The sequence below is a fragment of the Niallia circulans genome, from assembly GCF_007273535.1.
GTDB classification, from domain to species: domain Bacteria; phylum Bacillota; class Bacilli; order Bacillales; family Cytobacillaceae; genus Niallia; species Niallia circulans_B.
Genome location: NZ_RIBP01000001.1, coordinates 430,445 through 447,779 on the forward strand (window position 1 = coordinate 430,445; position 17,335 = coordinate 447,779).

General features: G+C 35.0%; 16 protein-coding genes and 1 riboswitch. Of the genes, 11 read left to right on the forward strand and 5 right to left on the reverse strand.

What is annotated here, in order from left to right; translation table 11 throughout:
- Nucleotides 1-391 precede the first annotated feature (391 nt).
- Nucleotides 392-476, forward strand: a riboswitch (cyclic di-GMP riboswitch).
- Nucleotides 477-528: 52 nt separating this feature from the next.
- The 3 genes from CEQ21_RS27350 (at nt 529) to CEQ21_RS03100 (ending at nt 2,737) form a co-directional block, all read left to right on the forward strand.
- Entirely contained in the window at nt 529-1,449 is a 921-nt protein-coding gene (locus CEQ21_RS27350; RefSeq protein WP_185763195.1) for a methyl-accepting chemotaxis protein, read from the forward strand.
- Between the two features lie 176 nt (nt 1,450-1,625).
- Nucleotides 1,626-2,138: a cysteine hydrolase family protein gene (locus CEQ21_RS03095; RefSeq protein ID WP_185764067.1), complete on the forward strand. Its 513-nt coding sequence runs from the start codon at nt 1,626-1,628 to the stop codon at nt 2,136-2,138.
- A gap of 173 nt (nt 2,139-2,311) precedes the next feature.
- Entirely contained in the window at nt 2,312-2,737 is a 426-nt protein-coding gene (locus CEQ21_RS03100; protein ID WP_185763196.1) for an SRPBCC family protein, read from the forward strand.
- Nucleotides 2,738-3,018: 281 nt separating this feature from the next.
- Here the strand turns inward: CEQ21_RS03100 and CEQ21_RS03105 are convergent, their stop codons facing one another.
- Complete coding sequence (locus tag CEQ21_RS03105) at nt 3,019-4,545, reverse strand: MDR family MFS transporter (RefSeq protein WP_185763197.1); 1,527 nt, start codon at nt 4,543-4,545, stop codon at nt 3,019-3,021.
- Between the two features lie 290 nt (nt 4,546-4,835).
- Between CEQ21_RS03105 and CEQ21_RS03110 the strand changes: the two genes are divergently transcribed.
- The 3 genes from CEQ21_RS03110 to CEQ21_RS03120 all read left to right on the forward strand — a co-directional run bounded on the left by CEQ21_RS03110 (nt 4,836) and on the right by CEQ21_RS03120 (nt 7,873).
- Complete coding sequence (locus tag CEQ21_RS03110) at nt 4,836-5,306, forward strand: WapI family immunity protein (RefSeq protein ID WP_185763198.1); 471 nt, start codon at nt 4,836-4,838, stop codon at nt 5,304-5,306.
- Nucleotides 5,303-5,920, forward strand: coding sequence for a hypothetical protein (locus tag CEQ21_RS03115; RefSeq protein ID WP_185763199.1), 618 nt, complete (start codon nt 5,303-5,305; stop codon nt 5,918-5,920). Before CEQ21_RS03110 ends, CEQ21_RS03115 begins: the two co-directional genes overlap by 4 nt.
- 394 nt (nt 5,921-6,314) lie before the next feature.
- Nucleotides 6,315-7,873, forward strand: a protein-coding gene (locus tag CEQ21_RS03120; protein WP_235907135.1) for an IS3 family transposase whose coding sequence is annotated in 2 segments (ribosomal slippage) — nt 6,315-6,966 and nt 6,966-7,873 — 1,560 coding nt in all. Because the reading frame shifts where the segments join, the coding sequence is not laid out codon by codon here.
- 129 nt (nt 7,874-8,002) lie between these two features.
- Here the strand turns inward: CEQ21_RS03120 and CEQ21_RS03125 are convergent.
- Entirely contained in the window at nt 8,003-8,764 is a 762-nt protein-coding gene (locus tag CEQ21_RS03125) for an SDR family oxidoreductase (protein WP_185763200.1), read from the reverse strand.
- Nucleotides 8,765-9,481: 717 nt separating this feature from the next.
- Here CEQ21_RS03125 and CEQ21_RS03130 point away from each other — a divergent pair.
- Both CEQ21_RS03130 and CEQ21_RS03135 read left to right on the forward strand, forming a co-directional pair.
- Nucleotides 9,482-9,964: a hypothetical protein gene (locus CEQ21_RS03130; RefSeq protein WP_185763201.1), complete on the forward strand. Its 483-nt coding sequence runs from the start codon at nt 9,482-9,484 to the stop codon at nt 9,962-9,964.
- Between the two features lie 302 nt (nt 9,965-10,266).
- Nucleotides 10,267-10,713, forward strand: a complete 447-nt coding sequence (locus CEQ21_RS03135; RefSeq protein ID WP_185763202.1) for a LysR substrate-binding domain-containing protein — start codon at nt 10,267-10,269, stop codon at nt 10,711-10,713.
- 219 nt (nt 10,714-10,932) lie between these two features.
- On the opposite strand, the gene CEQ21_RS03140 is transcribed toward CEQ21_RS03135, so the two are convergent.
- Nucleotides 10,933-11,475 (reverse strand): MEDS domain-containing protein, encoded by a 543-nt coding sequence (locus CEQ21_RS03140; protein ID WP_185763203.1) that lies wholly within the window; start codon nt 11,473-11,475, stop codon nt 10,933-10,935.
- 261 nt (nt 11,476-11,736) lie between these two features.
- Between CEQ21_RS03140 and CEQ21_RS03145 the strand changes: the two genes are divergently transcribed.
- Both CEQ21_RS03145 and CEQ21_RS03150 read left to right on the forward strand, forming a co-directional pair.
- Nucleotides 11,737-12,606: a cation diffusion facilitator family transporter gene (locus CEQ21_RS03145; protein WP_185763204.1), complete on the forward strand. Its 870-nt coding sequence runs from the start codon at nt 11,737-11,739 to the stop codon at nt 12,604-12,606.
- Between the two features lie 119 nt (nt 12,607-12,725).
- Nucleotides 12,726-13,508: a MurR/RpiR family transcriptional regulator gene (locus CEQ21_RS03150; protein ID WP_185763205.1), complete on the forward strand. Its 783-nt coding sequence runs from the start codon at nt 12,726-12,728 to the stop codon at nt 13,506-13,508.
- 75 nt (nt 13,509-13,583) lie between these two features.
- On the opposite strand, the gene CEQ21_RS03155 is transcribed toward CEQ21_RS03150, so the two are convergent.
- Nucleotides 13,584-14,567, reverse strand: coding sequence for a Gfo/Idh/MocA family protein (locus tag CEQ21_RS03155; RefSeq protein ID WP_185763206.1), 984 nt, complete (start codon nt 14,565-14,567; stop codon nt 13,584-13,586).
- A complete protein-coding gene (locus CEQ21_RS03160; RefSeq protein ID WP_185763207.1) occupies nt 14,567-15,595 on the reverse strand; it encodes a Gfo/Idh/MocA family oxidoreductase in 1,029 nt (342 codons plus the stop codon). The genes CEQ21_RS03155 and CEQ21_RS03160 overlap by 1 nt, the downstream gene beginning before the upstream one ends.
- A 404-nt stretch (nt 15,596-15,999) precedes the next feature.
- Here CEQ21_RS03160 and CEQ21_RS03165 point away from each other — a divergent pair, with 404 nt between their 5' ends.
- Nucleotides 16,000-17,313 carry a PTS sugar transporter subunit IIC gene (locus CEQ21_RS03165; RefSeq protein WP_185763208.1) on the forward strand — a complete coding sequence of 438 codons (1,314 nt, stop codon included), beginning with the start codon at nt 16,000-16,002 and terminating at the stop codon, nt 17,311-17,313.
- Nucleotides 17,314-17,335: the final 22 nt, after the last annotated feature.

The window sequence follows — 17,335 nt, forward strand, 5'->3', positions numbered from 1 at the left end:
CTTCCGGTGGAGGCTTTTTTCTCGGGAATTTATTATTTTTAGCTCCTTCAATGTAAAGAAGCTATTACTTTACAAGTAGGTCTTGACTGACAATTTACATAAATAAAACATTAGCTGATTATTTTTACTATAAAATAGAAACTGGTAGAGCATTGATTTGTTAATTGGTGCACAATATTTCTCTACTATCGGTAATAGATGGTAATATCTAAAATTAATATTTTTTATACGTACATTATAGTAAAATATACCTACAGTTAGGTACTTTGTTAGCAGTAGAATCTAGAAATCCTATTAAAATTTAGGGATATGTATTTCTGCTGTGTCAAACATAATTGGAATTAAAAAGGGTTTAAGTGAAAATATAAATAAAAGTATCGTAGACCTTTCTAAAAAAGATGGAAGCAAGGATCATTCATTATTAATTGGGTGCTTTTAATGAATGGGAGCTAGTAGCGCAACCGACCAACTTTCATAGGATTTTTCTGCTGTTAAATAAGTTAGATATTATATGAAGGAGAATGAATTATGCACCTTGAAAGATTGATAAAAAGCAACCAGGTTTTTAATGAAAGTGCGATACTAGCGTCCATTGAAAGCTCATTGGCAATGATTGAGTTTGATACACAGGGGAAGGTTTTATGGGCTAATGAAAACTTTGCAAAAACGATGGGGTATAAGGTCAACGAGATGCCAGGCTTATTGCATAAAAACTTTTGTACTACCGAGTTTTCTGCAAGTACGGAATATCTTCTTTTTTGGTCTAACCTAAGAAGCGGGAAAACCTTTCAGGAAAAAATATTAAGACTAACAAAAACTGGAGAGAAGAAATGGCTAGAAGCCACCTATACTCCTATTTATAATCAAGCTGGCAGTGTAGAGGGAGTTCTCAAAATCGCTACTGACATAACAGAGAGAGAAATTAAATCAGCTGAAGTAGCTTCACAATTACTCAGCATGTCAGAGGAAATTAATAAAAAAGTGATGCGCGGCATAAAAAAAAGCGAGGAAGCAAATGATTCTATTACAGATTTAGTAACTAAATCTGAAGGAAACTTGGAGATTCTTCATTCATTAGATGGACAAGCACAGTCCATCCAAACAATAATAAAAACGATTCGTGAGATTGCCAGACAAACGAATTTACTTGCAATTAATGCTGCAATAGAAGCCTCAAGAGCTGGTGAATTTGGCAGGGGATTTAGTGTTGTAGCACAAGAGGTGAGAAAATTGGCCAATCGTGTCCAAAATTCAATCCAAGATATTAATTCACATGTTGAAGGAATTACAACGGAAATCACTAAAATTAACGAGGCTACCGTGGATTCCCAACAGGGAGTTTCTGAGAATCAAACCTTGAATGAAAAAATAGTAGTATCGTTTAAGGAAATTGGGGATGCTGCTAAAGAATTGGAACTGCAAGCTGTAGTGTTAAAAGAAATATTTTAAAATAAGACGCCTTTGTAGATATTTCTGCAAGGCGTTTTTTTGTTTCAAAATTACTTGCTATTAGCGGTTATAATTTACTAAGAGGTTTAGCTAAATTGTGTCAAAAGTAGGCGTGTACAAAATATTCTCCAGTGATAGAATTATAATTATATTTATGAACGAGGTGAAGGTTAATGATGAATAATGCAGATGTGTTAATGGTGATAGATTTACAAGATGGAGTTTGTTACAGTGGAGAAGAGCATTTATATGAGTTAGATGCTTTACTTGAAAAAGTTAATCATAGAATCGCTGTATATAGAAGATTAAATAAACCGATTATTTTTGTTCAGCATGGTGATGAAGAGTTAGTTCCAGAAGAAGAGGCGTGGGCAATGCATGCCAATTTAGATGTACAAGACCAAGATTATTTTGTAAGAAAAACGCATGCAAACTCATTTTACCAAACAACTTTGAAGACAGTTTTAGACCAACTATCTGTCCAAAAAATTGAATTTTGTGGCGCCCAAACAGAATACTGTATGGATGCAACTGTTAAATTTGCACATGGACTAGGATATGAAAATGTCATGTATAAAAAAGCAACCTCCACCTTAAATAATTCATTTATGTCAGCAAAAGACACGATAAGTTTTTATGAAAATATTTGGAATAATCGCTACTTGCAGCTAATCGATGATGAAAGCTAACAGCTATTGTCTTTAAGTTGTTATTACTATATTATGGAAAAAACGAACAGCAGAAGGATAATAATACAGCAGATAAATATATCAATTTATTGTCCGAAAATTTATAAATATAAACCTCATATTGGTGATATACTTAAATTAATTATTAAAATAAATCTAGTGAGGTGTGTATTATGGGAACAGGAGATAAAGCATTAATTACGGTAGAAACTATCGTTAATGCCCCAGTGGAGAAAGTATGGGATTTTTGGACAAAGCCAGAGCATATAACAAATTGGTCCTTTGCTTCAGACGATTGGCATGCACCAAGAGCAGAAAATGATTTAAGAGCAGGAGGAAAATTCCTTACTCGAATGGAAGCAAAGGATGGCAGTTTTGGATTTGATTTCGGCGGAGTGTATGATGAGGTTAAGCCAAACGAATTTATTTCCTATACACTTGGAGATGATCGCAAGGTTACTGTTTCTTTCCTTAGTCAAGATAATCACACTAAAGTAGTTCAGAGCTTCGAAGCAGAAGATACTAATTCCAATGAACAGCAAAGGGCAGGCTGGCAGGCATTTCTTCAAAATTTCAAAAGCTATACAGAGCGTTCTTAATATTGTTTACCTTCCCTTGGCGGAAGGTTTTTTTTTATTGCTATGAGTGTGACATGAAGACTCGTTATTTTATTACTTAACAGCACATTGTAATTTAACATTATATTTAGTAATTCTACTAAGTATTAATAAACAAGTTATAAGTATTGTTAACATATGGTAATCATAAATAATGCCCGAACCTTGATTATGTAGGGTTCAGGCATTATTTATATTTTTGCTGAATAACTGTACTATTTTAACAAAGTGAAATTACTACCACATGTTTTATACTGGTACGATTATTCGTTCGGCGTTGTTGAGAGCACTTCTTTTTTCAAAAACCAACATAAGACAAACGCGATAATCGCAATGATAAATGAATACATGTAAATATGCTGGAATGAGTCAATGAATAATGTGTTAATCTGTGTTAGCAACCCTTTTGGTAAACCTGCAGGCACACCGCCGGCAGCTAAGGTATTCATATTTTCGGCCATACTTGCGGGAAGCTTATCACCTATGCCTTGCAATTTCGATGTAAGTGTTGATGATAACAAGTTACCAAATAAACTAACCCCGACTGTAGCCCCGATTGTTTGGAATAATGGAACAGTCGCAAGTGCAATGCCTTTATTTTCTTTGTCAACAGACTCTTGAACAATGAGGTTATCACCACCAAATAAAACGCCTAAACCAAGACCTGTAATGAAAAAGAAGATGGTAATTTGAACAATCGTTGTAGAAATGCTCATATGTGAAAATAAGTAGAATCCAATAATCGGCATGATAAAGGCAATGCCAAATAGTTCTCTGTAACGTACTTTTGTTATAAGAAATCCACTTACCATAGCTGATCCAACTGCTCCTACCATCATTGGCAATGTCAAGTACCCGGCCTCAGTTGCAGTCAGTCCCAGCACATTTTGCGCAAAATACGGGAAGGAAGAGAAGGATCCCATTAAACCAATTCCAACTGTGAAAACAATTAAAGATAGGACAAGAATATTGCGGTTTTTAAATAAATGTAAAGGTACAATCGGTTCTTTCACCTTACTCTCGACAAAGAGGAAAATTCCAAATAAAACGGCACCAAGGAATAGCAAACCTATAATTAATGGAGAGCCCCATGTATAACCATTATTTTCAACAAGAACTGGTGTTATTAGCAAGGAAACAATCGTAGCAATTAATAATAAAGCGCCTCCCCAATCAATAACCACTTGTTTCTTCATAGCTGTTTCCAGTAACCCACTTGCTAGAAGAAGTGCTGCGATGAGTCCAACAGGAATATTAACAAAGAAAATCCAATGCCAACTTACTTGATCGACAAAATATCCGCCCATTAATGGCCCTAATAACATTGGAATAAACATGATTGGACCCATAAAGCCTTGAACCTTTGCTCGTTGTTCAACTGGAAATAAATCACTTGATATGGTCATGGCAAGCGGCATTAACCCACCAGCTCCTAAACCTTGAATTCCCCGGCCAATAAGAAGCAATGTCATGGAATCCGCTAATCCGCAAACTATCGAACCAACAATGAAAAAAGCCATACTCATTAAATATATTTTTTTTCGGCCCATTAAATCGGCTAATTTACCAAGTAGTGGCATGAATGCAGACATTGTCAGCATATATACACCGCCGACCCAACCATACATCGCCAAACCACCTAAATCACGAATGATTGTGGGCATTGCTGTATTAACAACTGTCTCATCTAGCTCAGAAAAAATCAGGCCAATTATTAAACCTAACATTACCAGTATTTTATTGCTTTTATCAGCTAAAGCTGGTTCCTTATACTTTGAAATACTTTCCATTCATCTAACCCTTTCAACATTTGATAAACGGATTATATAAATTATTTATGAACTATATGTGAACTTTGGATGAGAATTAATAAAGAATATGAAATCGATACGTTCTCTAGAAGAAACATTTATCGTTCAAGTATTCTTTGAACTGACGTTATAGAACAAATAATTCTATTGAAGAAGGAATAAGCAGAGATACATAGAATTATGATATTTGCATTTTATTTATAAAAAATATAAAAAATAGAATTATTAAGTAGAGGATAAGTTATATTTAACTAGAGAGTTGGGTTTAGATGAAAATAGATTATTTTTTGGAATTTCCCTATGCAGAATTGCGTTCACAAGATGGAAAGAGCTACTTTAAAATTTGTAGTTATGCAAATGCCTATTCAGATGCAGATAACATCAATGATTTGGATTGGCATCGAAATTTTATGATTTTGCATATACCAGGATTCAAAGCTGAACTAAATGAGGTTATATTAGAAGGGCGCTTAATAAAATTTTATATACAAGAATTAAAGTCTTTTTCTGCAATAAAAAAGAAAACTGTTATATTTGAAGCCTCTGAACCTTTTTTTGAGCTGACTTTTACTTTGGATGCTAGAAAAAAGGTAGAAATAGCAGGAGTTGTACAGATTCCTGTAGGAACTGGAAATAAACTTCAATTTTCATACGAAACAGATTTAACCTATGTTGATTTATTTATTAAAGGATTAGAGGACATTTTAGTGAAATTTCCAGTTAAGGAGATGAAGAGTTGAAACTAGACATCGGATTCTTACCAAAGTATTATTATAGCAAAGATCCAGATGCAGGAGGTTGTTTCCCTTTTGGCATGGAAGAGACACCTTCGTATGTCTTTTCTATGGATAATTTATATCTTCCTGAATGTAATAAAAACTTTGTTCCAAGCTTGATGGAGAATATTCAAGCATTCCCGCTTTATTTCTGTGCAGAGTTTTCAAGCTTTTGGAAGAAGGACTACGAAGAAAAATGTTACAAAGGTGATATCCAATTCAAATACTTATATCAAAAAGAAAATCGGATAATTTCTGTAGCAAATGTAGAAAATATGAGCCAGTTTAAAGTGGTTTTTCCATTATTTGTATCTATGGGCAGTTCAAATGAAATTGTCATGTGGTCAACTAATACAGATATTTATTCTATAGAGGAGAGAGTCTGGAAGGGGAACTGGGAAGGGAAACGAGCTATTGTGCCTGTTGTGAAATTCGATAAAAAGGTTAGTTTATTTTGGATTGGTTATGATGGAGATAGCATTATGGGGCTCACTAATAATGATGAATTCTCAACTTATGAGAGTATTTGTGAGAACTTGCCACTTTTTGTGAAACCTGAATTATTTGAAATTATATGATTATTATAATAAATACGAAGATAGAAGATTAAGTGATTAAAAATTGAATTTAACAAAGTGGCTGGGACAAAACAAAAGATAACCTATCTAAACACGAATCATAAAATTACATCTAAATTTGAAAAATGAAGCTTGTGTCTAAATAGAATTTTGAGTTAAAGTTAGTTTGTTTCATTGCGCTGCACCCACTCGCTTTCTTCGCCTGCGGGGTCTCATCCTTTCCTCTATTTCCCGCAGAAGTCGAGTGGCCTCCGCTCCATTTCACTAAAATTTCTAATTTGTTGTATTTAAACTAAAAACAAAAAAACCGAACTATTTAATCGATAGTGATAAGCTCCCCTATAGGTAGACAGGTTAAAAAATAAAATCTGGATACTATAGGGGAGTATTTTTTATGTCTCGAAAGTTTTACTCTGCAGAAGAAAAATATGAAATAGTGAAGGCGTTTGATGAATCACTTTCTTCACTTAAAGTGGCATCCATTTATAAAGTACATCATGCCACCGTTTTGGAATGGAAATATAAGTTTGATACCTTTGGCTTAGAAGGATTAAAGGAGTCTTCCGCATGGAAAAAATATTCGGAAGAACTAAAGTTATCCGCCATAAAAGAGTATTTGTCCGGTGGTTCTTCGATTCGTGAGGTTTCTAGAATGTATGAAATATCCCATCCCTCTGTCCTCAGAAGTTGGATTAGGAAGTATAATAGTCATAGTGAATTAAAAGATGCGTCACAAGAAAGGACGGGCTCTATGACTAATGAAAGCAAACTAACTTGGGAAGAACGATTACATATTGTACTTGATTGCTTGGGGAACGGAAAAAATTATCAAGAAGCAGCGGATACGTATCAAGTTTCTTATCAACAAGTTTATCACTGGGTAAAGAAGTATGAAGATGGCGGAGAAGAAGCGTTGAAAGATAGACGTGGTAAAAGGAAAGAGGAATCAAAGCTAACTCCAGAAGAAAAATTCAAGCTTCAAATGAAAAAGCTAGAAAGAGAAAATGAACGGTTGCGTGCGGAGAATTTGTATTTAAAAAAGTTGGAGGAGATAGAAAGGAGGAGAAAATAAAGCCTATCCGATTCGAGGATAAATATATCGCTATCCAGGAGCTTCATAGGGAAGAAAACATAAGTATTTCTTTACTTTGTGAAATAGTCAAAATAGCACGATCCGCCTATTATAAATGGCTGAATCGTCTCCCTACTTCCCAGGATTTACTGAATGAAAAAATCATAAAAGAAATGAAGATTCTTCATGAAAAAGTGGATAGTACCTTCGGTTATCGTCAAATGACGCTTCACATGAATAGACAGTTTAAAGAGAAACTTAATCATAAAAGAATCTATCGACTAATGAAAGTGGCGGGCTTACGCTCGATTATCCGCATCAAGAAGAAACGTTATAAACACTTTACTCCTAAACAGGTGGCGGAAAATAGACTAAATCGAGAATTTACTGCGGAGAAACCAAATGAAAAATGGGTTACAGATGTAACGGAATTTAAGTATGGCCAATCAAGGAAGGCTTATTTAAGTGCAATTCGTGACCTTTATGATGGCTCCATTGTAAGTTTTGTTATAGGACATTCCAATAATAATAGACTTGTATTTAAGACGCTAGACCAAGCAACTGCACTATTATTAGAGGAGGAACATCCACTTATCCATAGTGATCGTGGGTATCAATATACCTCCAAAGGATTTAAGCAAAGGATAGATGCGGCGAAAATGACGCAGAGTATGTCAAGAGTTGGTCGATGTATTGATAATGGACCGATGGAATCTTTTTGGGGAACACTGAAATGTGAGAAGTATTATATACATAAATATAAGACATTTGAGGAACTTGAACATGCGATAGAGGAGTATATTCATTTTTATAATTATGAAAGATATCAAAAACGATTAAACGGCTTAAGCCCTATGGAATATAGAGCTCAAGCTGTTTAAATCTTTTTTATTATTTCAACTGTCTACTTGACAGGGGGCATTTCATAGTTGATTAAGTAATTCGGTCTTTACGCTGGTTCACATATTTATGTCCCAGCCTCTTTTTATTATAACATGTTATAGAGCTAATTAATCAAGTGTATGCTTCAATGCATTGTACATATTTTCTACATGCTCATCAACTTTATCTCGTGACATTCGCAGGCGTTCTACTGAAGTGCCATAGCCAATTTCTTGTTTACCTTCTTCTAATCCCTTGAATATTCCATCTGCAAATTCATCTAATGGTTCCCCGTGTGTATGCAGCCCGGCACCGCCTAAATCTGTATTAACTGCAGGTGGAGCAACTTCAATTACTTCAACAGATGTATGTGATAGTTGGTGGCGCAGACTTATTGTAAATGAATGAAGCGCAGCCTTGGTTGCGGAATAAATTGGTGCAATAGCAAATGGTGTAAATGCTAATCCAGATGTAACGTTAATGATTGCGGCATCTTCCTTCTCAGCAAAAAAAGGCGCAAACAGCATACAAAGGTGGAAGGGTGCTTCAATGTTAGTTGTTAGTTCATTGTTAAAATAATTCCAGTTCGTTTTAGCATCTGCTTTTAACACATCAAAACGTTGTTGAATTCCTGCGTTGTTCACTAACACATTCACTTCAGGATGGTGCTCTGATACCCAATTAAAAAGGGATAGTCGATCAGATTCACTATTCAAATCACTGACATATGTTATGAGTTCAGGATATTTTTCTTGTGCATTTTGAAGGACATTTTTACGTCTGCCTGTAATGATTACTTTGTTGCCAGCCTTTAAAAATCGTTCTGCAAAAGCTAGTCCAATCCCAGCACTTCCACCTGTAATAAGTATTGTATTTCCTGAAAGTTTCATATAAGTTCCTCTTTTCTTAGTATGTTTAGGGATTATTTTGTATTATACCTATTTGGCTACAGTTTGCTTTATAGCAACGACTAATTTTCCTGTCAAGCCTCTGTAAACATTAAGTCATTATGTAATTTTATCTTTCAATGTCTCCTTGCTGATCATCATCATTTTAAGTCTTAAATCAATAGTATTTTCTCCTTCTAATACCCATTCTATATGTTTAATACTACTTAAAGGCAATATTATTTTATATCAATTAATAGTCTCAAGAAGTGATATTTAATTCTTAGAAAATAAATGTTTACCAGCAACAATTACGCTCATTCAGTGGAAGAAGTATAATTTCGTAACTTTGACTCAGTAATATTAAATGTTACTGTAGCTGCGCTTATGCTGGAACAATTCTTTATCAATAAACCACCGAACCTTAGCATTTCTTGTCAATGGACTAATAATACGAGGCTTGAACAATACAAAATATAACCTGTTTAAACACGAATTATAAAATAGAGGATGGCTTAGAGTCTATTCATCAATAACGATTAAATAGTTCGCTTTTCAATTAGATTTAAATACTTTTGTCCAATCCTCAACACATGACTAAAAAAGTTCCATATGCCATTCAAAGATCTTACAATTTATTGCGCATAATAGTCCAATGTTTACCTTAAATGCTGTGTAAATACTTAAGAAATAGAGCATCTTAAGCAGGGAGGTATGTACATGAAAAAATCGAGATTTTTCTTAATAGTATTATTTATAATTAGTTTGTCCAGTCTTATTTTCATCAACAAACAGGACTTAAAACGATTTCTCCCTGCCGCTTTTTTTATAGGCATCGTAACTAAATGCACTAATATCTTTGCTAAGAAAAGAAGGTGGTGGGCTTTTTATCAAAGCATCCATCCAAAGGTAGCTGGAGAAGATACATGGGCTTGGGGACCTTTCTTTGCCCTTACCATTTGGGTATTAAAATGGACATATGGTAAATTACCGCTGTATATTTTGGTGAATTTAATGATACACTTCCTGTTTATTTATTTTGTTTTGCCGTTATTAAAACGTATGGGTATCTTTTCACTTGTCAGAATTACAGGGAAACAGTATTTTTTGGTTTATTTATTTAGAGAAGTTCTTCTGTATTCCTTTCAAAGTATAATGGAATACATAAGCAGAAAAAAACTAACTAAAGGTATGGGCTCTTGACATGCATGGAAAGAGGGGAGCTTTCATCGGTTCGTGTTGATTAGGAAAAAGGAAAACAAACATGATGAATGTTTTAATAAAATGTCTTAACCTTTGCTTTAACACTTTAGGGATTTTTTTTTTGAATATGCATTTCTTATGTATGCTTACTGATTTTAAGGAGTTTTAACATAATATAAGTAAACCTAAAGTATAAAACCCCCAACTGTTGATTACCTGTTGGGGTTACAGTTAAAGTCGAATTATTGGTTTAACGGACGAATGGCGACTGGTTTATGAAAAAGCGCTAATCCTAAAATCAAATGAAGGAGTTAAAAACAGAACTGGAAGAAACAAACGATGATATTAAAGGGCATTTAAAAGTAGGCTTGCCACAAATAATTGGAGCTTTTTCTTTTCCTCAAGTAGCAAAGACCTTTAAGGAGAAATATCCAGGTGTGCTGATTGAAATAGTAGAAGAAGCTGGTTTGCATGTTGAAAAACTGGTGGAAAAAGGACAGATAGATGTTGGATTCTTCGTAATACCTGAACAAAGTAAGCAGTTAGAGAAACTTATCTTTAAAGCACCATTCGTGGCCTGTTTGCCAGTAGATGATCATTTAAAGGCTGGTGCAACCATAGCACTTAAACAATTAGAAAAGGATGATTGGGTATTATTTGATACAAGTTTTGCATTAAACCATGTAGTTTTAGAAAGCTGTCGAAATGAGAACTTTAAACCAAATATTGCTTATAAAACAACACAGTGAGACATGCTTATGCAATTAGTCCGACATGGTTTAGGTGTGGCAATTATTCCAAAGCCCTTAACATCCGAGTGCGCAAATAAAATTTGTATAAAAAAATTAATAGCCAATACATCCGATGGAAAGTCGGGATCGTATTAAAGAAGAACAGGTATAAAACTCGTGCTTTGAGAGCGTTTTTAGTATTGTTTCTGAGATTTACAGAAAAAATTCCCTTATTATTTATCTCGGGTAATCATTGATAAGAAAACCATGGCGAGAAATGAGATTATTTCGTGTTGTCTCACTAACTCGGTCCGCGTCATAAGCACAAACGGATAGAAGCCTGTTTTCTTTAACGATTATGTCGGCTTCTTGTTCTGAATTAGCTAGATTTTCATGTATCTCTTGAACATCGCCCCATTCAACATGGGCCCAGCTTCGGACAGAAAATTGCTGTTTAGAATAATCTTTTATTAAGCTTGGAAGATAATCGAATATGGATGCACATTGGAAATCTCCCTTAGCGAAATAAAAGTCATAGTTATTGATGAACTTAATTTTGTTTAATTGACTACCACTTACTATTTCTTTAAGACCTTTTAGGATAAGCGGACTAATCCGATCATTTTCTATGATGATAGAATATTGATCTTGTTCTAAGCCTGAAATAGCAAAGTCGATAACATTTTTAATGTATGCATCTATATATTCGAAAAAATAGATTATATGTCCTTCGTTAAGACCTTTAAGATTATCTATAACTGTTAACTGGTCTTTCTCCAAAAATTTCACCTCAAACTTTTAAATTAGTAATTATTTCTCTTTAGCATAACATTGTTTAGCTAGATTTCGTTAATTTATTTAATGCTTGTTAAATTGCACCATAAAGGGAGATTATAAAATTTGATAGTGTTCATGAGTTTTGCTTAATGGAAACATATTTTAAGGTAGCTTACTTTTATAAATTGCTTCAAAAAGGTTGCTCTAGACCCACCCGATTGCTGATTGTTATGATGTAATCATCGTGTTGGAGGGAGAGAGAGGATGGAGGAACAGAAATTCAAGGATTTAAAACTTGGAGAGCGTGGAGCAATTATTAGCATTATTGCTTACATCTTTTTATCTATTATAAAAGTTACAGTTGGATATATGACTGACTCTGCAGCATTACGAGCAGATGGTTTGAATAATACAACAGATATTATCGCGTCACTCGCAGTCTTAATTGGCTTAAAGCTCTCGCAAAGACCAGCAGATAAAGACCATAAATATGGCCACTGGAAGAGTGAGGCAATCTCCTCGATGGTTGCTTCTTTTATCATGATGGTTGTTGGGATTGAGGTATTATTTGGATCCATTACTTCTCTATCAAGTGGGCAAAGTGAGTCGCCAGACATTACTGCAGCTATTGTTGGAATATTTGCTGCTGCCGTTATGTATGGTGTTTATCGTTATAATAAAGCGCTGGCGCTTAAAATTAAGAGCAGTGCAGTAATGTCGGCCGCGAAGGATAATATTTCTGACGCATGGGTAAGTATCGGAACTGCTATAGGAATATTAGGATCACAGCTAAATATGCCTTGGCTCGATAGTGTAACAGCACTTATTGTCGGCCTGTTAATTTGCAAGACAGCAGTGGATATTTTCAGAAATGCTTCACACGAACTATCAGATGGATTTGATGAAAATAAATTGGACGAGTATAGGCAGGAAATTATCAGCATAGACGGAATTAAAGGGATTAAAGAAATGAAAGGGAGAAGCTATGGGAATAATGAAGTTATTGATGTCGAAATACTGGTAAACTCAACATTAGATGTAAAAAAAGCTCATGATATTGCAGACAAAGTAGAGGCTGTTCTAAACCAAAAGTATGGTGTGTATCAAGTCCATGTTCATATTGAACCACATTAATAAAGTTGCAACTCAGAAAAATTGTATTTAACTAAAAATAACTGTCAATGTAAGCACTATGCATCATTTCCTACTATAATAAGTAGTAGATTAAAAAATGTTGCGGAAGGAAATTAAAAATGCTTATTAACAAGATGAAATATATGTACAATTTAACTTCACAGGAGCAGTATATTGTCAATTATATCCTTAAAAATCCTTCCATCGTTTTTGATTTGACTGCAAATGAGCTTGCAAAATTAACCTTTACAAGTTCGTCAACAATCGTTAGGCTTTGTAAAAAGTTGGGTATGAAAGGTTATCCTGATTTTCAGCTAAAGCTTGCTCTTGAATATAAAGAAGTAGATCAAACGAAACAAACAAGCATAAGTTATCAAAAAAACAGTATGGTCAGTGGATTAGAGATTATTCCTGAAATATATGAACAATCATTCGTTGAAACAAGAAGGCTCATTAATGAAGAAAGCTTAGGTAATATTGTTGAAATCCTTGCGAAAGCAAAACGAATAGATATTTATGGCGTTGATTTAAACTATTTTGTAGCACAGCAAGCTAGCGCTAAATGGAATGAAGTTGGGGTTATGGCAGTGGCCTTTAATAGTGCGAACGAGCACTACTTAACAAATTTAACAAATAGTGATACGACTGTTTCCTTTGTTATTTCTCATACTGGCAGGAATAAAGCGATGATTGATATTGCAAAGAAGCTAAGCAAAAATAATATGACAGTTATAGCAGTCACTGGAAGTCGGGATAGTTTGCTTGCTAAAATATGCAATGAAACCATATTAACGTATATGAAGGATGAACATTTTAAGCTTTCAAAAATATACAGAATGATGTCTTCCCTGTTTATCTTTGATGTATTATATATGAGTTCCTTGAAAAGCCAGTCGGAGTAAAAATAGGGGAAGAGAATAAACTTTCATACATAGAAAAACAGTATCATCAAAATGAAATGATACTGTTTTTTATTATTATAATAAGTCAGCCGCAAATTTAATGCCGGCATCCTTCCTAGCTGCTACTACCTGCTCTAAAACAGAATGGCTGTAATCAAGCAATTGATAGCACTGGTCATAATCCTTCCTGTTAAATATATCTTTGAATGCAACAAGCTCGTAGTACAGATTGTTGGTTGTTGTTTGGCTATTTAATTCCACTTTTGATGTGCCTGTGTGAAGCAATACTCGGCGACAGCCGTTTGCTCCATTTTCGACATGAATATAGCCTTTTTCACCTTGAATAAGGGCAAAGTTCATACTGTTTGTATCCTTGGCACCAACACATTCTGCGATAAAGTCAGGATAGTTTAAAACCAGCACTCCAGAGGTATCAATGCCATTGGCGTGCTTATTGGCAGTATAGCTAATTTGTTCAGGTGCACCGAAAAGATTCATGACGAAATGAAGGTTGTAAATATTAATATCCACCAAAGATCCGCCAGAGAATTCTGGATTAAATACATTAGGTGTTTCACCTGCAAGCAAGGCATTATATCTGCTGGATAGCTGACTATAATTACATTGAACCAGCTTAATTTGCCCTAATTTATCAAGGTTTTCTTTCACTAATTGGAAGTTCGGCAAATGAATAGTAGTTATTGCCTCAAATAGCATCAGGTTTTTTTGCTTTGCCAAAGCTATTAAACTATCCAGTTCCTGCACAGTAGAAGTAAATGGTTTTTCACATATTACATGCTTGCCATGCTCAAGTGCTTGTTTTGCATGGTAGTAGTGAAGGCTGTTCGGTGAAGCAACATAAACAACTTCCACTTCATTGTCTTCAAACATTTCCTTCAAGTTTGTATAAATAGTAGATATATCATACTTGTCTGCAAGTGTTTTTGCTGTTTCTTGTTTACGGCTGTACATTGCTGTGCAGACAGCTTCGTCCGTTGATTCAACTCCAGCAAGAAATGCATCTACAATAAATCCTGTACCTATTGTCCCGATTTTCATTATATAATCTCCGTTTCGTAATTAGCATTTTTTGCAGCATTGACACCATCATTCAATATTTGTAATACCGCTAAAACTTCCTCGTCTTTTACAGGTTTTTCTGTTTTTTGTTTAATACTTTGATAAAGCTTTTCGTATAAAATGCCATAGTCTGTCACTTCAGACTTTACCAACTCATGATGATCAATACCGTTTGCATCAACAAAGGATAGCGTTCCCCAGTTACTCTCTTCCTCTGTTTCAAGGCTAACAGTGGTCGGTCCATGCTCATTTTTATGTTGATGTCCGCTGCTATACTTAATAAAGCTGCCTTTATCACCATGAACAATAAATTTTGGGTGGTTGATTTTTACGGCCAAGCTGCATTTAACAGTTGTTTTCAATTGCCCATAGTGGAAATCTATATCAATATAATCATCTGATTCTCCAGGGTGGTAAACGCTCCTGACATCATAGTTGATTTTTTTCGGCTTTCCAAAAAGGGAATAAAGCTGATCAATTGTATGAACTGCGAGCCCGTGCATCATGCCGAATCCCTTATTAATATATTGTGGTCGGAAATAATCATAATGTGATTGTATTTCAATAATTTGTCCAAGCACTCCGCTGTCTATTACCTTTTTTAATGTCAAAAAGTCGCCATCAAACCTTCTATTTTGATTTGCCATCGCGATCAAACCCTTTGATGCTGCAAAATCAAATATTTCTTTAGCTTCTTCAACAGTTGCTGCAAATGGTTTTTCTACCAGGACGTGTTTATTATGTTCTAGTGCTTTTCTAGCATATTCAGTATGACTGTCAACATGTGTGCAAATGACAATCAATTCAATTTCTGAATCCTCAAGCACTTCTTGTAGGTTTGTCGTGAACTGAATGGAAGGGTACCAGCCTTCTCTTTCTGTATCCCCGATGCGGTCCTCTTCTCTGCGATAAATGCTTTTTATTCTGATATTTTCTTTCCTTTCAAGGTACGGTAAGTGGTAATTGACTACTGCATTCCCAAATCCAATAAAAGCAATTGTTAACATAAGAAAATCTCCTTTCCATCTCTAAAATAATCATAGCATCATGGATTTACTTGAAAAAGGGGAGAAGAGGATTTAGGAGAGCGATTTCATTATTTGTAATTACTTGCATAGTTCATGAAATTGAATTTCATTTCCCGAAATTGAATTCTGACATTATAGCTGTTATAAACCCTATTAATTCTTAGTTTTTTATAAGTATCGCAAGTATTTCACTTGGGAAATAGTTTGTAGTTCTTGGTAAACAAAAGCGAAAAAAGCAATTATTGGGGCCAGTTTCGAGATTTTGTGCTATAGACAAATATTTTTCTAGACTCTATAATCCGAATTAGTTTTAGATAGCGCTTACAAAATGTATTTGTCGACAAATACGAGTAATGGTTAAAAGAAACTGGGGAGGGAAACACATGAGTAATCAAAAGAAATCCTTTTTAGAGAAAGTATCCGATTTTGTAGTGGATCGCCTGGCTGGACCGATGGCAAAGTTCGGTAATATTCCTGCAGTAGCAGCAGTTAAGGATGGATTAGTGGCGATTGTTCCCATTGTTATTATTGGCAGTTTGTTTTTGCTGATTGCCATGCTGGGAATGCCAGGAACCTTTAGTGAAGATCCTCTTATTCCTGTTCTTTCAGCTGTATCGGCGAAGTTTTTAATATTTTATAATATGACAATGAATTTTTTATCGCTATATGCAGCAATAGCCATTGGGATGAGCTATGCTAAACGATTTGAAATTGATTCTATTAATGCTGCGTTACTTAGTATCGCTGCCTTCTTCTTAATTAACATTAATGACCTATCAAACGGAATGAGTGTGACTAACTTTGCAGCAGGCGGGTTATTTGCCGCAATTATCAGCAGCTTAATTAGTATTCGGCTGTACCGCTTTTTCTTAGAAAGGAAAATCACGATCAGAATGCCAGATGGTGTTCCCGTAAATGTTACGAATGCCTTTGTTGCGTTAATTCCCTTTTTCGTTATTTTCACATTGTTATGGCTTGTACGCTCTATCCTTAACTTTGATATAACAACCTTTTTAAACACCGTTTTAGGACCAGTCTTTAGTGGTACAGATAGCATTTTTGTTTTTATCCCAAGAGTCTTAATCGGTCTGTTGCTTTGGGCAGTTGGCATGCATGGTGATAATATGATTGGGCCAATATTTGAACCTTTAAAGCTGCAATGGGTCGCAGAAAATGCTAAGGCATTATCTAATGGTGTGGATATAAAGCAATTGCCGCATATATGGACAACAGTAGTAGAACGTATCACAATTTGGCCAGCTGCTGCTTGGGGAATTTTATTCTGGATGTGGAAATCTAAGTTGAAGCAGGCAAGGACAATGGCAGGAATAGCAACACCTGCTGCATTATTTACCATTGTTGAGCCAGTAATCTTTGGCTTGCCGATTGTGTTAAATCCATTTTTCATCATTCCATTTATTCTATCTGGAACAATTGCTGCAATTGTCACCTATAGTGCGTTTTCCCTACATTTAATCAATAGAGTTTTTGTAGAATTACCGTGGGCAACACCGCCATTTATCTCTGGGTATGTTGCAACAGGTGGTGACTGGAAAGGTGTATTGATGGTGGTAATTAATTTTGCCATAGGGGTTGTGGTGTATTACCCGTTCTGGAAAGCATATGAAAAATCAGAAAAGCAAAAAGAAAGCATGCAGGAAAATGAACAGACAACTGATTCCTCTGTATCTGTTTGATATATGAGCACAAAAGGGGAGT

Bases quoted from the DNA above. Each gene is read 5' to 3' on its own strand.
- CEQ21_RS03105 (WP_185763197.1), bottom strand. From the start codon at position 4,545: ATGGAAAGTATTTCAAAGTATAAGGAACCAGCTTTAGCTGATAAAAGC.
- CEQ21_RS03135 (WP_185763202.1), top strand. From the start codon at position 10,267: ATGAAGGAGTTAAAAACAGAACTGGAAGAAACAAACGATGATATTAAA.
- CEQ21_RS03125 (WP_185763200.1), bottom strand. From the start codon at position 8,764: ATGAAACTTTCAGGAAATACAATACTTATTACAGGTGGAAGTGCTGGG.
- CEQ21_RS03095 (WP_185764067.1), top strand. From the start codon at position 1,626: ATGAATAATGCAGATGTGTTAATGGTGATAGATTTACAAGATGGAGTT.
- CEQ21_RS03165 (WP_185763208.1), top strand. From the start codon at position 16,000: ATGAGTAATCAAAAGAAATCCTTTTTAGAGAAAGTATCCGATTTTGTA.
- CEQ21_RS03145 (WP_185763204.1), top strand. From the start codon at position 11,737: ATGGAGGAACAGAAATTCAAGGATTTAAAACTTGGAGAGCGTGGAGCA.
- CEQ21_RS03160 (WP_185763207.1), bottom strand. From the start codon at position 15,595: ATGTTAACAATTGCTTTTATTGGATTTGGGAATGCAGTAGTCAATTAC.
- CEQ21_RS03130 (WP_185763201.1), top strand. From the start codon at position 9,482: ATGAAAAAATCGAGATTTTTCTTAATAGTATTATTTATAATTAGTTTG.
- CEQ21_RS03110 (WP_185763198.1), top strand. From the start codon at position 4,836: ATGAAAATAGATTATTTTTTGGAATTTCCCTATGCAGAATTGCGTTCA.
- CEQ21_RS03100 (WP_185763196.1), top strand. From the start codon at position 2,312: ATGGGAACAGGAGATAAAGCATTAATTACGGTAGAAACTATCGTTAAT.
- CEQ21_RS03155 (WP_185763206.1), bottom strand. From the start codon at position 14,567: ATGAAAATCGGGACAATAGGTACAGGATTTATTGTAGATGCATTTCTT.
- CEQ21_RS27350 (WP_185763195.1), top strand. From the start codon at position 529: ATGCACCTTGAAAGATTGATAAAAAGCAACCAGGTTTTTAATGAAAGT.
- CEQ21_RS03150 (WP_185763205.1), top strand. From the start codon at position 12,726: ATGCTTATTAACAAGATGAAATATATGTACAATTTAACTTCACAGGAG.